The organism is Stutzerimonas sp. C6.4V (genome assembly GCF_058536345.1).
The window spans coordinates 1,525,316-1,540,215 of sequence record NZ_JBZUBM010000001.1 but is presented as its reverse complement, the minus strand read 5'-3'; the positions used below and the strand labels follow the sequence as shown (position 1 = coordinate 1,540,215).

Here is a 14,900-nt window from a genome sequence, read left to right as displayed (position 1 = left end):
CCGCTTGGCTCAGTACGACTGACTCGCCAGGCCGACATGCCCATTGCTCAGCACCACAACGTCTCGCTCAACCGCGCGAGCCCGAAAGGAGCCGTCGTTCCACATCTCGGTTCGGATCGTTTCGCCTGGAAAAACCGGCGCTGAAAAACGCACGGTCAACGAACGTATGCGGGCGGATTGATAACTGGCCAGTTCGCTCAGCAGGGCATGAAACGCCACGCCCAACGTGCACAGTCCATGAAGGATTGGCCGTTGAAAGCCGCCTTTCAAAGCGAAGTCAGGGTCGGCATGCAACGGGTTGTCGTCGCCATTGAGGCGGTAGTAGAGCGCCTGCTCTGGCCGGGTAGCCAAATCGACCGAACGATCCGGCTCGCGCTCGGGGAGCACATGGGCTGTCGGCACCGGGCCACTGAGCGTGCCGCAACCGCCATCGCCACGTAAAAAGGTAGTGCTCGACGTTACGGCTATCAACTCGTCGCGCACCGGGTCGATGAGCTCCTTGTCGCTGTAGAGCAATGCGCCCTTGCCTGGGCCCTTGTCGACGATTCCGGTAACCCTTGTACGTCCGATCACTTCACCTTCCGTTGGCAGCTGGCGATGCCACTCGACACGTTGCTCCCCAAGTACCAGGCGTGTCGCATCAACGCCGGTGTCGGGCTTGCCAAGCCAGAAGCCCGGATAAGCCGCGACGACGGCCATTAACGGAAGTGCCTGAAAACCCGGACGATTGAAATCCACGAAGTCCAGCGACTGGCGATCCAACGGGTCGATACCAAGCCCTACCGAAAGCGCGTACAACGCCGTGCTGTGACGGTCCAGATGATGTCTAACGTCTGGAATCGGGTAGCGCAGGAGCCGTTCAAGATCTAGCGGCATCGGCCACCTCCGTGGTCTCAATCACGGCGTCCGCAGCAAACGCGCCCTGGCCTGTCGGCAGCGCGAAGACCGGGTTCAGATCGACTGACTGCAGGCGGACACCAGCACGACAGGCGAAGATCGACAGCTCAGACAGCATTTTGGCCAACGCGTCGATATCAACAGGCGCCCTGCCCCGGGCACCCAGTAGCAACGGCGCTCCCTTGATGGACAAGATGAGTTCACGAGCGCCTGCTAGGTCGAACGGGCATCGACGAAACGCCAAGTCCTTGAGAACTTCTACAAAAATCCCGCCAAGACCAAACACGGCGACGGGTCCAAAAAGAGGGTCTCGTTTGATGCCCATGAAACACTCGACGCCGGATATCTGGCGAGCCACCAGCACCCCATCCAGCCTGGCATCAGGCGCCCGCTCCCGACCACGGGCCATCAGGGTTTCAAAGCCATCGCGTACCGCGGCTGCCCCCATGACATTCAGCAGCACGCCACCAATCTCTGATTTGTGCGGAATATCGGCGGAAGCAATCTTCATAACAATGGGAAAACCGATTTCAGCGGCGTAGCGCTCGGCTTGGCCGGCGTCGCTGACTACACGCTCCGGTACGGAAGCGATGCCGAAATCGCTGAGAAGGGTCTTGGCGCAAGCCTCGCTTATCGCGCCGTTGGGCAGTTCGATAGGCTCGAAGGTTTGCGGCTCCGGCAACGGTCGGGCAAATGCATCGCCAAGGCGCCCCATCGCAGCGATCGCAGTGACCGCCTCGGTAGGGTCTTCGAACAACACGAAGCCTGCTTCCTCGTAGGGGGCGACTTGATCCTCATCCCCGATGAGCGAGATAACGAACAAGCGCTCCGGGTGCGCTTGTTTGACGGTTTTGAACGCCTCGCACAGTCGCGGCGCGATCGATGGAACAGTGCCGGCCTGGCTGAAAAACGCGAGCACCGACGCGTAGCCGCCGTCCGTGATCAAGCTTTCGGTAAACCGGCTCGCCAGCGCCAGATCATTCAGCACATGAGCGGTGAAATCCACAGGATTGATCGGTGAACTGAAAGGCAGAAGCTCTTTGAGCCTGGCCTGCGACGCTTCGGGCATCGATGGCATGGGCAGCCCGATATCCTCGGCGGCATCACTGACGATAATGCCGGCTCCGCCACTGATCGTGACCATTCCGAGGCTGTTGTTCACCGGATAGATCCGGCGTGTCGCCGCATAAGCGATATTCAGCAGTTCGGCACTGCTGTTGGTTCTTATAACCGCATAGTCGGCCAGGATGGCGTCAAAGACCTTGTCATCACCTACAAGCGCCGCGGTATGCGAAAGCGCAGCTCTTTGCCCCAGCGAGCTTCGTCCTACCTTCTGCAAAATGATCGGCTTGCGGGCCCGATGCGCCACTTCCAGCGCAGCGATAAAACTGTCTACATCTCGCACCGACTCGGCATAAGCTGTGACGACATCTATGTCTGGGTTCTCCACGAGCCAGCCAATCGATTCGCCCAGGGTAATGTCGCACTCATTGCCGGTGGCGACCATGATGGGCGTGCCGAGCCCGCGCGCCCGGGCCAATCCGAGCAGATGCGCGCCGTAAGCCCCCGACTGTGAGGCAATGCCGATGCGGCCCGGCAGCGGGAAGCCACGCTCGAGGCCGGATGCGAACGTACCGTAATATCCATGGTTCGCGTTGAATACGCCGGCCGTGTTGGGCCCGAGCAAACGCATGTTCCAACGACGGGCCGCGTCAACCAGCGCCGCTTGCAGCTCGACCCCCTCCCCCCCGACTTCGCTGAACCCCGAGGAGAAAATCAGTGCGCTGCGCGCTCCTTTCGCCCCTAACGCCTCGATGGTCGCAAGCACCTGCGCAGCCGGCACCGCCACAATCGCCGTATCCGGTGCCTCTGGCAGGTCATCGACATGCCCGAATGCGGGGATGCCCTGCACCTGCTCGCGTTTGGGATTGACGGGCATCAGCCGCCCGCTGAACCCTTGACGCAACATGTAGGAAACGGGCCGCCCGCCGATTCGCGTAGGATCGGTCGATGCGCCAACCACGGCCACCGAGCGAGGCTGTAGTAGCGACGTCAGGCTATCGAAGCGCATCCCGGACGCTTGGTTCTTGCTCTCTTGCATTGCCTTTCACGCCTTTGCTGAGTGTGGAGTTAAAGCGCCGCGGCGCTTCCGAGAACGGCTGTTACCTGGCTGGATAACGTTCCGCCATTTCCGTGCAGCAAGGCGATGTCAGCCTTGTCCAGCTGTCTGGCCCCTGCCTGCCGACGGATCTGCCTGACCGCCTCGATAATCAGGAACATTCCATACATGCCGGGATGGACACACGACAGGCCACCGCCATTGGTATTCACGGCCAGCTCCCCGCCCGGTGCGATGCGTCCTCCGCGGACGAACTCACGCGCCTCGCCTTTGGGGCAGAAGCCGAGGTCTTCCAGAAACAGCAACGTATTAAGGGTGAACGCGTCGTAGAGCATCACCAGATCAATGTCGGCATGCGCTACGTTCGCGGCAGCCATTGCCCGGGGACCGCTCTCCGAAGCAGCAGTCACGGTCAGATCCGGCATCGCCACGATCGACCGGTGCCATTGGGCACCTGCCGCCCCCATGAAATAGACCGGTGACTGCGGGAGATCCCGCGCTCGATCGGCGCGCACCATTACGCAGGCGCCGCCTCCGTCGGTGACCAGGCAACAGTCGGCTGCGCTGAGTGGGTCGCTGATCATTCGAGAGCTGAGCACGTCTTCGATGCTCAGCGGGCCCTGCGCAAATGCTTCCGGATTCAGATTGGCCCAGCCACGCGCCGCCACGGCAACCTCGGCAAGGTCTTCACGGGTGACGCCGTACTGGTGCATGTAACGGCTGGCCGCCAAGGCATAGGCGGTGATCGGATGGCGAGGCTTGTAAGGCGTCTCGTGCCACTGCGGCTCGCTCATCGACACCAGGCGCCCGCCAGCGGTCCGCTGGTTCGAGCCGTAACAGATCAGCGCGGCGTTGCAGAGTCCGGCCTCTAGCGCCAGCGTGGCTTGAAGGAGATGCATCTCAAAGCTCGACCCTCCTACGTTCGTGCCATCGAAGAAGGAAGGGCGGATGCCGAGATACTCCGCCACCGACAGCGTCGGGAAGGCATGCGAGCTCGTCGCAGCGAAGATCCCGTCAATGTCGCCAAGACTCAGCCCGGCATCGGCGATGGCCGCTAACGACGCCTGGCCAAGTAACTCGATTGCCGAGAACCCCGGCGCAGCCCCGATTCCAGCGGAGCCAATTCCAACGATGGCGGTTTTACCGCGAAGTGTGCTCATGCCGTTTCCCCCGCTAGCGGTCGGAAAACGACAGCCGGAGCGTCGTCGAGGATCATAATTTCAGCCTTCACGCGAGTACCGATTGGCGCGGACTCGCAGCCTTCAAGCCGCGTCATCATCCGCACGCCTTCATCAAGAGTTACCAGCGCAACGTTATGATTGCCCTGGCGTGATCGGTTCACGGTAATCGCATAAACCGTACCCAGACCGCTGGCCTCCACCCATTCGAGATCGGTCTCACCGGTAACGGGTATTGCCACGCGCGGATAGAACACGTACTTACCGCTAGAACGACTGCGCTGAAGCATGAATCGGCCCTCAGCGAGAAAGGATAGATAGCGTGCTTCGGGGCCAACTTCGCCGGAAGCTGTGAGCGGACCTATCATGGCCGTCCTCCAGATTGTTGTTATTCGGAGCGATGCCCCTACTATGTCGCCGTGAAAAATCCAAGGCGCCGTATGCAAGACTCGAAATTCAGCATACATTCCGAATACTGAATGTCAATCCGAATAGTGAATATGGAAACAGTAGATAGCGATACTCAAAAAAACCGCCCCGGCAGCAAGGACGTAGGCGCCGTCGTCAATGCAATCCAGATCCTGCGCCATCTCGCCCACAGCGCCGATGCTGAGGGGGTCGCGACAATCGCTCGCGCAACTGGGATCAGCGCAAGCACCACGTTCAACATCCTGCGAACGCTGACGAACGAACAATTGGTGTCTTTTGACGGGACCAATAAGTCCTACCGACTAGGACTTGGCCTCTCGGAGCTAGCGGTTAGCTTCATCGGCTATAGCTATACCGACCTGATTCAGCCCGAACTCGAGCGCCTGAGCCTGAATCATCGAATCCTTGTGGTCCTCTGGCAGGTGACCGGGGATAACCACATCATGGCCATGTCGCGTGCGATACCAAACTCAGCGCATGTTGATGTTCGGCTGAACTCGCGGCTACCGGAACTCATCGGCGCCGGCGGCCGCTGCATCGCGGGTTTACGAAATCTCCCGAAAGACGAGCTCCGCCGGCGATTCGCACGCCTGCACTGGGAGAACCCACCTCCGTTCGCAACCTATGCCAAAGATGCTAGGACGTCGCTCGATACCGGCTGGGCCATCGACGAGGGCAATCTCTATAGAGGGGTGAGCCTGGTGGCCAGCGCGATTGCCGACCAACACGACCAGCCCCGTTTTGTGATTTCAGGCATTGGGATCGAGGCGCAGCACACGCGAGCGGAACTGGAAATTATGGGGGAAGCCCTGAATCAAACCGCACGCTTTATCAGCAGAGCACTGTTCCCTAGCAAACCTGCGAAGCGTGAACAGTATTCCGAATGATGAATAGCATTCCGCAGCCGATCATCAATCAGACCGGAGCTTGGAACTGACTCAGTAAATCAATCGACAGGCACCTACCAAGCCCCACAATCGGAAGGCGGCCCCGATCCGTTGCGAATGATGAATTCGTTTACAGTGCGTACCGCATTATGACAGGAGTGAACTCAGATGCTCCCAAGTGCTGGCCGATCATCTGTGACAAACGCATACCAGCCGAGCCGCCACTCAATCATTACCGTCGCAAACCCCGCTTGCTACGTCGGCGAGCTAATGCTTACGAGCGGTCGCTATAGCGGCCAGTAACGAATGCAAGATGACTCGCCAGCTTTCAGGTGTCGTCATAACGTTACCCTCACTACAGAAACTTAAGCATGGCAGCTCCTCTTGGGGCTGCTCACTACCTCTGCCGCGCCGCTACTGGCTGGACCTTAATACGCAAGGACGTTTGGGCCGTTGGAAACACGCAGCCCATGATGGCGCCTATGGTAGTAGCCAACATATACACGTCAGCACAGGCTGATAGGCGCGCGGTTGCTTTTTGACCTCAGCCGGATGCCAACCGCGCCGCAATGAAGTCCACGAAGGCCTTGATCTTCGGCAGCGGTTGACGACTAGAGGGCCACAGAATGCTGAGCGTACGTCGGTCCTGGATATAGCTATCCAACAACGGGACCAAACGTTGTTGCTCGATGGCCTCAGCCACGATGAAGTCCGGCAGGCACGCAATGCCCTGCCCGGCTTCAGCCATCGCCAGCAGGGGGTCCACCGCATTGGTGACGGCGGTCTGCGGGAGATCCAGGTTCAGGTATTTGTCGTCGACGAACAGTGGCCATGCGTCCAGCTTGCCGCTAGACGGGTAGCGGTAGTGAAGGCAGGCGTGCGCTGCCAGGTCCGCAGGAACCGTGGGCGTGCCACGATGCTCGAGATAGTTCGGCGTGGCGACCAGCCGGTGGCTGAAGCCATTGAGCCTGCGCATCATCAAGCGTGAGTCCTGAACTTCGCCGATGCGCATCACTGCATCGAAGCCTTCTTCGATCACATTTACCAGGCGGTCGCTGAAATCCAACTCCAGCTCTACCGCGGGATACGCCTGTTGGAAGGCTATGAGATGCGGCATCAAGCGCATGCCTAGTTGCGGCAAGCTGATGCGTAGCTTGCCCTGTGGATTGCCGGCTGCTTGTGTCAGTTCGCGCTCCGCCACTTCTAACTCGGCAAAGATGCGGTGACAGCGCTCCAGGAATAACGCGCCCTCGGCGGTAAGGGTGATTGCCCGAGTTGAGCGATGGAAAAGCCGCACCCCAAGGCGCTCCTCAAGACGGGTTACGGCCTTTCCGATTGCCGATGAAGACACCTCCAAGCGTCGCCCCGCCTCGGTGAAGCTGCGCGCATCGGCGGCGTGAACAAAAGCGGACAGCGCACCAAGCTGGTCCATTTTGGCACTCATGGATTACATCCTTCTGCTCCTTAATGTTCGGAATTCTAGCTTATTTTTCTTTTGTTTCCGGACGCCTATAGTCCCCGGCATCCCGATCCGCGGCCGCATTGCCGTGGGTCGCTCGTTCTTTTTGCGAGGTCTTCATGCCGCCCACCGCCTCCTATCCAGCATTACCCAAGGAGCTTGCCGATCACCGCGGGTATGCCCGCGTGTTCCAACCTGGGCATCTCACTTTCGGTTTTATCGCACCAGTGGAAAGCTACCCCGACAGCCCCGGCCCCACCCTGGCGAACCATGGCACCGTGGCGCGCAAAGTCGACCAGGCCGGCTTTTCGGCCATCTGGCTGCGGGACGTGCCGTTCTACGATCCCAACTTCGGTGACGTCGGCCAGATAATCGACCCTATGGTGTACGCCGGTTACCTGGCCGCCATCACGGAAAACATCGCCATCGGCACCGCCGGCATCGTTCTTCCGCTGCGCGACCCTTTGATTGTCGCCAAGCAAGCCGCCAGCGTGGACCAGTTACTGGGTGGCCGTTTCATTCTCGGCCTGGCCACCGGCGATCGACCGATCGAATACCCGGCATTCGGCAGTGACTTCGATAACCGCGCCGAGCGCTTCCGCGATGCCCTGGCGGTGGTGCGTGCCGCCACCGAGCGCGCCTGGCCCGTTCATGGCTCGGCCTACTACGGTGAACTGACCGGCAACCTGGATCTGGTACCGAAGCCAGCGGCACCGCGCCTGCCGACGGTGGTTGTGGGCATGGCGGGCCAGACCATGGATTGGATCGCACAGAACACCGACGGCGTGCTGTGGTACCTCACCGATCCGGCGAAGATTCCCGACATCGTCAACCGCTGGCACCTGGCAAGCCAGGGGCAACCCTTCAAGCCCTACGGCTACGGCACCTTCTTCGATCTGGACGCCGACCCTGACCTACGCCTGCAACCCGGCCGCGTGATGCGAGCCGGGCGCAACACCCTGATCGACCTGTGGCGTCGCCAGCAGGATCAGGGCGTCGCGCATGTAGCCTTGAACTTCAAGCCGCAGCGCCGCCCCGCCTCAGAGGTCATCGACGAGATGGGCGAGTACATCCTGCCGCATTTCCCCAGCCTGGCACCGTCCCTGACGCCCCCATCCGCACAACGGAGTCGTTGACATGCCACACGCAGCTCACGCCATGGATTTCATTTTCCAGACCAAGCTCGGCACCTACCCACTGGCGGTACAGTGCGAAATGCTCGCCGAACTTGGGTACCAGGGCATGACCGTTTCGTCCTGGAGCCCGGAGCTCAAAGAGCTGCCCAAAGTTAAATCAGATTGGGGGCTCGATGTCGGCGGCATTTATGCGATCTACCGCCAGGGACTGGAGGACTGGTTGATCACCCTGTTCGAGTCCATCGAAGGCTGCAGCACGATCGAACTGGCCCTGCATTCGGGCGACAAGGTTCAGCAACAGGATGTCCGAATGCTCGAGCGCTTGCTTCCGATCTGCGAGCGTCGCGACCTGCAAATCGCGCTGTACCCCCATATCCGCTACGGCATGCAGACTACTACCGAAGCGGTGCAGCTGTGCGAGCTCTTCAACCACCCGCGCCTGGGCATTGTGTTCAATGGCTATCACTGGTTCGCCAACCAGGAAGGCGAGCTGGAGCAGCGTCTGGACGCACTTTGGCCCTGGCTTAAACGGGTAAACATCGCCGGCTGCCGGCTCTCGCCGTTGGGCTGGGGTGGCGCGGCGACCATCGAGCCGCTTGATGAGGGTGAAATGGACAACTTCGTGTTGATGGGCGCGCTCGAACGTCGCGGCTATACAGGGCATGTAGGTTTCCTCGGCTGGGAAAGCATGGGCGGCGATGTGCATGGCAATCTCCATCGCTCGCTCACCGCCTTCCGTTCCATGGAGCAGCGCCTGGTGCGCAATCCTCATTGGGCGCTAATGACGGATTTCCCCCGTTGAAGCCGCAGTAATGGATGAGCCGATGAGAAACCCAATCCATGCCCTGGACTCGTTCTTCTACACGTCCATGGGCGTCTATAGCTTCCAGGCCCAGTGCGAGATGGTCGCGGAGGTTGGCTACGACGCCATTACCGTTGCGGCCTGGGGCGGGCAACCGCTTACCGACCTATCGCAACTGAAGCACGTCAAAGCGAAACACGGCCTGGATATCGCTGCGCTGTACCTGGTGCTGCATGAAGGGCGCAACGATGATTTGGTTCGGCGGCTCGTCGCGTCGGTCGACGGCGTGGAGCTCATCGAGCTGGCGGTGCAAACCTCGGTCAACGGCGTGCCGGCGATTTTGAAGGTGATCGACAGCTTGTTGCCTATCGTCGAACGCCGCGGTCTGCGCTTGGCCCTCTATCCGCACCGCAACCACGTCACGCAAACCACCTCTCAGGTCGTGGAGCTGTGCAACTACTACAGCCATCCGCAGCTGGGCGCAGTGTTCAACGGCTACCACTGGTACGCCAGCCAGGAAGGTGATTTGCAGGGCCGGCTGGATGCCATGCGTCCTTGGCTCATGCAGGTCACCACGTCGGGTTCGGCGCTCTCGCCGCTAGGTTGGGGCGACGTGGCCACCATGGAGCCGCCCGATCGGGGCGAGCTGGATAATTTCGCCCTGCTGAGCGCTTTGTCACGCATGGGCTACGCCGGACGAATCGGCGTGCTCGGCTGGGATTACGGCGGCGACGTTTACCTGAAATTGCAACGTTCCCTACAGGCCATGCGCGGTATCCAGCAGCGCCTGGAAACTCACCCAAGCTGGGCGAACCTCCCGCTTAACCGTTAACCCTGCGCGCCGCTGCGGTTGACGCAGCGCTCGCGCTTTATCGAACTGGAGTTCCTATGACTGCACTGTCCGTGCTTGATCTAATGATGATCGGCGAAGGCAAAAGCTTTGCCGATACCCTTGATGGCGCTCGTCAACTGGCGCTCCATGTTGAACAGCATGGCTACAACCGCTACTGGATAGCCGAGCACCATGATCTGCCGGGCATCGGTTCGATGGCCACACCGCTGATCATTCAACACCTGGCGGCGGCAACCAGCGCGCTGCGCGTAGGCGCTGGCGGCGTAATGCTGCCCAATCATTCACCACTGATCGTGGCCGAACAGTTTGGCACCTTGCACACGTTATTCCCCGGCCGCATCGACCTTGGCGTCGGTCGTGCCCCAGGCAGTGGCGGGCCGACCGTACGCGCCATTCGCGGTATCAGCCAGGAGCGGGACTTCCCTCAGGATGTACAGCGAGTACTTGATTACCTGGAGGACAACGGCAAGGAACCGGTACGCGCGCTGCCTGGCCAGCATGATGTGCCGGTCTGGGTATTGGGCTCCAGCCTGCAAGGCGCCGATCTGGCTGCCCGAATGGGCCTGCCGTACGCCTTTGCCTCACACTTCGCCCCTCAGATGCTGATGCGCGCACTGGCGCATTACCGGGAAAATTTCCGCCCTTCCGTTTACCTGGACAAGCCCTACGCGATGGCAGGGGTCAACGTGATTGCGGCCGATACCCGCGCCGAGGCGCATTACCTGGCCAGCTCCCATCAACAGTGGGTGGTTGAGCTTCACGCCGGTCGCCCAGCGCTTCTACCGGTTCCAGAGGAAGGTTACCTGGCACAGATCACTCACAGGGATCGGCAGGGACTGGATCAGGCCATGGCGTATACCGCTATCGGTGACAAGCAGGAGGTGGGTGCGTGGCTGCGGGAGTTCATCTCCACCACTGGCGTGGACGAACTGATGATTGATGCGCGCATCTACGATCCGGTTGCGCGTTGCCGCTCCTATCAACTTGCCGCCGAATCGATAGAGGACCTGCTGACTCGCTGACAGCTCTGCGGAGGGCGCACTGAGGTCGCTCTCCGCAGCCAGCACGTGGCAATGCGTCAGAGGATATCGTCTACCACCCCTCCATCGACACGCAGCGCAGCGCCGCTGGTGGCTGAAGCTTGGGTGGAGCAGACATAAACCACCATGTTGGCGACTTCGTCTACGGTTGCCGCGCGCTGTATCAACGAAGTCGGGCGGTGGCTCATCACGAACTCCGCCGCGACGGCCTCCAAAGTTTTTCCGGATCGGGCGCGCTCTTCCTCAAGCATGTCGGCCAGCCCGTCCGAGAGCGTGGGTCCTGGCAACACACTGTTGACCGTCACACCGCTACCCGCCACGCGCTTGGCCAAACCGCGAGACAACGACAATTGAGCAGTCTTCGATACGCCGTAATGAACCATATCGGCAGGCACATTGCGGGCTGACTCAGAGGAGATAAACACCACCCTGCCCCAACCCCGTTTGACCATAGCCGGCACCAGCGCGCGGCTGAGGCGCACGCCCGACATCACATTGGTCTGCCAGTAGTCATCCCAGCAATCGTCATCGGCCTCGAAGAAATCTGCCAAACCATAAATACCGGCGTTGTTGACCAAGATATCTACCGTTGGCAGCGCTGCGATGAGAGCGTCCGCGCCCTCGGCATTGCCAAGATCCGCAGCGATACCGCTGAGTTTTGCCTGTGGTGCAGCTTCGCGCAGGCGCGCCAAAGCTTTTTCCACTGAGCTGTCGCTACGGCCGTTGATGATGATCTCGGCGCCCGCCAGCGCCAGACCTTTCGCAATGGCAAAGCCAATGCCACCTGTAGAGGCGGTAATCAGTGCGGTCTTGCCAGAAAGATTGATGTGCATACTCGCTCCCTATAACGCCGGCTCTCGCCGGGTAGGTCGATTTGGCCTATCTATAAATTTGAAGCCCCAGCCACTGGCTATGGGAAACACGGCCTCAGCTACGGGTAAAGCCATCGAATGAATTCATGTAGACCGCTCCGAAAGCGTCCAGGTGCTTACGGGTAGGCTCGTCCGGAGTGCCATAAACCAGAAGGCTGGTGATCGTTACTAGCTCGAGAAACTTCTCGCCGAAAGGTGCGAAGGTCTCTTCGATATGGCTTACAACCGCGTCCGCTCGGTAACGCTCGATGATGTGCACAACTGTGTGGTCGTCATTGACGCTGTACTCGTACATTAGGGTGCCAGGCTCTTTGCTCGTCGCTGCGACGATTTTAGTAACCAGCTGCTTGAACTCTTGGAATTTCTCGGGTGCCAGGCTGAGGGTAAAAATGTTGATGACTTCGTCTTTCATGGTCTGTCCTCACGTCGTGAAAAAAGCTGACGCTACGCTTGGAATACGAGAGCGCCGCTAGGTTGGACATCATGCTAAGGTAGAGCCCCACGTCGATAAACAGCCTGCAAATCACATATAGGTAGCATTTCAAGCTACCAGGAAATTGCAATGACCTCAGAAGACTCGTTCAGCGGCATCCACATTTTCCTAGCTACTGCTCGTTCTGCGACGTTCACCGAGGCAGCCGAGCGTCTGGGCCTCTCCAAGTCCGCGGTGGGAAAGGCGATCGCCCGCTTGGAGGCGAGAGTGGGTGCTAGCTTGTTTTATCGGTCGACGAGACGACTCTCCCTCTCCCCCGACGGCGAAGCCTACTTCACGGTATGGTCCGCGGCGCTGGAGGAGATCAAGGCCACCGAGAGCAACCTCGGCAACAGGCTCGGCGTACCGGCCGGGCGTCTGCGCGTGGATTTACCGGTTGCCTTCGGTAAGCAGGTGGTATTGCCGGTTCTGCTGGAGATGAGCAAGCGCTTCCCGCAATTGCAGCTGACTCTGACCTTCAGCGACCAACTGGTGGACTTGACCGACGAAGGCATCGATCTAGCCATTCGCTTTGGCAGCGTCGACAGCGTTCCTGGATTAGTCGCCAGACGGCTTACCGCACACCGGTGGGTGACCTGTGCATCGCCGGGCTACCTCGAAGAAAATGGCACGCCGTTGACATTGGAAGACATGGCTGAGCATCGCGCTATCGTAGGGTATCGCCGCGGAAGTCTGATGCCGTGGAAAATGAGTCGTGGGGGGCAGGCGGTGAAGTTCTCGCCCCCACCGACATACCAGTTTGACGATGCGGAAGCCATGATCGAGGCTACTCGAGCGGGCCTCGGGATCTGCCAGATGCCGTTATGCCTGTTTGAAAAAGATATCGAAGCGCGCGCAGTTTTGCCGCTGCTCGAATCGTTCGAGCCTACCCCCGTAGAGGTCCATGCCTTGTGGTCGAAAAGTAATCACCTGCGGCCAAAAATCCGTTATCTGGTTGATGAGCTGCTGAAACTACATGGCCACACTTACTCGCCATAGCCGCGCTCAACCGATAAAAACGGGCTGGTTTTAACCGATGCCGGCGGGCTATCCCTATGAGTCCCGGCGCACTGCCTGCTCAGCATCCAGAGCAGCCACTGGATGACGGGTCAGCAATAAAATAGCGCCTATGCACACCACCAGCGTCAGCGCTGAAAGCAGCATTGCGTTCGACATGCCTTTAGCGAAGCTCTCAGCGTCGGTAGTGGCAATCATAGTGCCGAATACCGCCACTCCAATGACCCCGCCGAGTTGCCTGGCAGAAGCCATTAGACCGGACGCAATCCCCGCATCGTGCCTAGTGACCGCAGCCAACATCGAGTTTGTGATAGACGGGACTGAGCATGCGCTGCCTATTCCGACCAGCATCAGCGCGCCGTTGAGTATCCAAAACGACGGTTGTGTACCGATCTGCGAGAGCGCGAGGAAGCCAATGACCTGAATAATGAAACCGGTGATGATGATGCGCCGCGCGCTGATTGTCCGAGCAATCCGCGACGACATCAGGGTCGACAGCGTCAGCACCGCGGTCAAAGGAACGAACGACAATCCGGTTTTGAAGGCATCGTAGTGAAGTATCGTTTGGAAATAGATACTGAAAACGAACACCGTGCCGTAGAACGTCAGATTGATCACCGCTCCGGCCAACGACATGCTCACCAATACTCTGTTTTTGGCGAGGTGCGCGGGCAGCATTGGCGCTTTTACGTGTCGCTCAACAAGCACGAACACCAGCAGGAAAAACGCTGCGCCTACTAGCGACGATAAGGTTAGCGCCGTCCAGCCTTGGCCACTGGATTCGGTTAATGCGTAGGTCAGGGCTGCCAGGCTTACTGCGATGCTCACCTGGCCGCCTGCATCAACTTTTTTGTCCATACGAGGCGATGCAGGTGCATAGCGGCTAATCAGGACAATTGCCAAAATCCCTATGGGCACATTGATCAAAAAAACGCTGCGCCAACCTAGAAAATCGATCAGCAGGCCACCGATTACTGGACCAGCTGCTAAGGCGATCCCCCCGCAAGCGCCCCACAGGGCAACCGCTGATCTTCGATGGTCAGGATTAGCGAAGGACAAGCGAATGAGCGTGAGCGAGGTTGGAACCAGGAAGGCGGCCCCCACCCCCTGCAGCATTCTCATGGCGACGAGCATCGTCATGCTATCGGATAGGCCGCAACCGATAGACCCCAGGGTGAACGTTGCAAAGCCTGCGGTGAAAGTGGATTTGGCTCCCCATTTATCACCGCAAGCGCCGCCAAGAATAAGCAGAGCGGAAAAGATCAACGCATAGCTATTGATGACCCACTGCAATCCGGTGAGGTCAGTACCGAACGCCTCTTTAAGGGCGCCCAACCCCACATTCACTACGCTGACATCAAGCTGAACCACAAGAAAGCCAAGGCAACAGGCGACCAGAATTGGTGTCAGTGACGAGCTTCTTAATGGCATGGGGCTATCTACTGGAGCGGCAAAGGACCCCAAACGAGGGGTGCGGGGAAGCAGGCGTACACCATGCTAACCAAGTAGAACCAAGCGAAAAACGCACCTGGGTTCTCCAGTAGGTAGAAATCAGCGCTACGGTCACCGCAGTCATGCCGCATATAAGGCTCGAATTCTAAACTGCCTGCATAAGCCAGGCATTACGGCAGACATCTTCAATGTTCCAATTCTAGGAACAGTTTGTTGAGTTACGGCGACTTTATCTCTTCGCTCGGCTCTATAGACTTTCGTCCATCCCGAGCCGGACCAGCACGACA

At 59.3% G+C, this 14,900-nt stretch carries 14 protein-coding genes; 6 read left to right on the top strand and 8 right to left on the bottom strand.

Features of this window, described 5'->3' with window-relative positions; genetic code table 11:
• Positions 1 to 9 precede the first annotated feature (9 nt).
• Genes AC4LFW_RS07355 through AC4LFW_RS07340 form a run of 4 tightly spaced genes read right to left on the bottom strand, consistent with a single transcriptional unit; the run spans position 10 to position 4,562 of the window.
• Positions 10 to 876, bottom strand: coding sequence for a MaoC/PaaZ C-terminal domain-containing protein (locus AC4LFW_RS07355; RefSeq protein ID WP_158188574.1), 867 nt, complete (start codon positions 874 to 876; stop codon positions 10 to 12).
• The gene (locus AC4LFW_RS07350; protein ID WP_158188575.1) at positions 860 to 2,998 is read right to left on the bottom strand and encodes an acetate--CoA ligase family protein; all 2,139 of its coding nucleotides are present in this window, start codon (positions 2,996 to 2,998) and stop codon (positions 860 to 862) included. Before AC4LFW_RS07350 ends, AC4LFW_RS07355 begins: the two co-directional genes overlap by 17 nt.
• A gap of 29 nt (positions 2,999 to 3,027) precedes the next feature.
• The gene (locus AC4LFW_RS07345) at positions 3,028 to 4,176 is read right to left on the bottom strand and encodes a thiolase family protein (RefSeq protein ID WP_158188576.1); all 1,149 of its coding nucleotides are present in this window, start codon (positions 4,174 to 4,176) and stop codon (positions 3,028 to 3,030) included.
• Complete coding sequence (locus AC4LFW_RS07340; protein ID WP_158188577.1) at positions 4,173 to 4,562, bottom strand: Zn-ribbon domain-containing OB-fold protein; 390 nt, start codon at positions 4,560 to 4,562, stop codon at positions 4,173 to 4,175. The genes AC4LFW_RS07345 and AC4LFW_RS07340 overlap by 4 nt, the downstream gene beginning before the upstream one ends.
• A gap of 132 nt (positions 4,563 to 4,694) precedes the next feature.
• Between AC4LFW_RS07340 and AC4LFW_RS07335 the strand changes: the two genes are divergently transcribed.
• Positions 4,695 to 5,510 carry an IclR family transcriptional regulator gene (locus tag AC4LFW_RS07335; RefSeq protein ID WP_158188578.1) on the top strand — a complete coding sequence of 272 codons (816 nt, stop codon included), beginning with the start codon at positions 4,695 to 4,697 and terminating at the stop codon, positions 5,508 to 5,510.
• Positions 5,511 to 6,054: 544 nt separating this feature from the next.
• Here the strand turns inward: AC4LFW_RS07335 and AC4LFW_RS07330 are convergent.
• Positions 6,055 to 6,942 carry a LysR family transcriptional regulator gene (locus AC4LFW_RS07330; protein WP_158190117.1) on the bottom strand — a complete coding sequence of 296 codons (888 nt, stop codon included), beginning with the start codon at positions 6,940 to 6,942 and terminating at the stop codon, positions 6,055 to 6,057.
• Positions 6,943 to 7,088: 146 nt separating this feature from the next.
• On the opposite strand from AC4LFW_RS07330, the gene AC4LFW_RS07325 reads away from it, so the two are divergent.
• The 4 genes from AC4LFW_RS07325 to AC4LFW_RS07310 are packed head-to-tail and all read left to right on the top strand — an operon-like array spanning position 7,089 to position 10,782.
• Positions 7,089 to 8,105, top strand: a complete 1,017-nt coding sequence (locus AC4LFW_RS07325; protein ID WP_158188579.1) for an LLM class oxidoreductase — start codon at positions 7,089 to 7,091, stop codon at positions 8,103 to 8,105.
• A gap of 1 nt (position 8,106) precedes the next feature.
• On the top strand, positions 8,107 to 8,907 hold the full coding sequence (locus AC4LFW_RS07320) for a sugar phosphate isomerase/epimerase family protein (protein WP_158188580.1): 801 nt from the start codon (positions 8,107 to 8,109) through the stop codon (positions 8,905 to 8,907).
• A gap of 22 nt (positions 8,908 to 8,929) precedes the next feature.
• Positions 8,930 to 9,739: a sugar phosphate isomerase/epimerase family protein gene (locus AC4LFW_RS07315; RefSeq protein ID WP_158188581.1), complete on the top strand. Its 810-nt coding sequence runs from the start codon at positions 8,930 to 8,932 to the stop codon at positions 9,737 to 9,739.
• Between the two features lie 56 nt (positions 9,740 to 9,795).
• A complete protein-coding gene (locus AC4LFW_RS07310; RefSeq protein ID WP_158188582.1) occupies positions 9,796 to 10,782 on the top strand; it encodes an LLM class flavin-dependent oxidoreductase in 987 nt (328 codons plus the stop codon).
• 56 nt (positions 10,783 to 10,838) lie between these two features.
• On the opposite strand, the gene AC4LFW_RS07305 is transcribed toward AC4LFW_RS07310, so the two are convergent.
• Entirely contained in the window at positions 10,839 to 11,633 is a 795-nt protein-coding gene (locus tag AC4LFW_RS07305) for an SDR family NAD(P)-dependent oxidoreductase (protein ID WP_158188583.1), read from the bottom strand.
• Positions 11,634 to 11,727: 94 nt separating this feature from the next.
• Positions 11,728 to 12,084, bottom strand: a complete 357-nt coding sequence (locus tag AC4LFW_RS07300; RefSeq protein ID WP_158188584.1) for a putative quinol monooxygenase — start codon at positions 12,082 to 12,084, stop codon at positions 11,728 to 11,730.
• 150 nt (positions 12,085 to 12,234) lie between these two features.
• Between AC4LFW_RS07300 and AC4LFW_RS07295 the strand changes: the two genes are divergently transcribed.
• A complete protein-coding gene (locus AC4LFW_RS07295) occupies positions 12,235 to 13,143 on the top strand; it encodes a LysR family transcriptional regulator (protein WP_158188585.1) in 909 nt (302 codons plus the stop codon).
• 54 nt (positions 13,144 to 13,197) lie between these two features.
• On the opposite strand, the gene AC4LFW_RS07290 is transcribed toward AC4LFW_RS07295, so the two are convergent.
• Positions 13,198 to 14,592, bottom strand: a complete 1,395-nt coding sequence (locus AC4LFW_RS07290; RefSeq protein ID WP_158188586.1) for an MFS transporter — start codon at positions 14,590 to 14,592, stop codon at positions 13,198 to 13,200.
• Positions 14,593 to 14,900 lie beyond the last annotated feature (308 nt).